Annotated in this window: 1 protein-coding gene; it reads right to left on the bottom strand. The window is 45.3% G+C overall.

Annotation, left to right across the window (positions count from 1 at the left end; translation table 11 throughout):
- Positions 1 to 276 (bottom strand): DUF859 family phage minor structural protein (locus tag HMPREF2613_RS01410; protein ID WP_222563121.1); only part of this gene is annotated, 276 nt, incomplete at both ends.

The following is a 276-nucleotide window of genomic DNA, read 5'->3' as shown; positions in this document are numbered from 1 at the left end:
TGACCGTCAATGTGCTAGAGGTTGAGCCTGTTCTGGCTATGCTAAAGCTAAGAGCAGGAGCAAAATACTCAAGCACTGTGACAGATACCTCTCTAGTATCAGACCAACGCCCACGGCTATCAGATACTCTTGCTCTGATTTTGATTGTGCCGTGGTAGTTCATAATACCAAGACTGCCACCATTTGAACTCGTAGACTGGTTTTTACCAACAATTTCAGCATAGTATCCAGTGATGGATGAGCCGTAGGAACCAACTGCACCATTAAACCCTACCT

Source organism: Streptococcus sp. HMSC070B10 (genome assembly GCF_001808665.1).
In the GTDB taxonomy this organism is placed as follows: domain Bacteria; phylum Bacillota; class Bacilli; order Lactobacillales; family Streptococcaceae; genus Streptococcus.
This window is presented reverse-complemented; position numbering and strand designations above follow the sequence as displayed.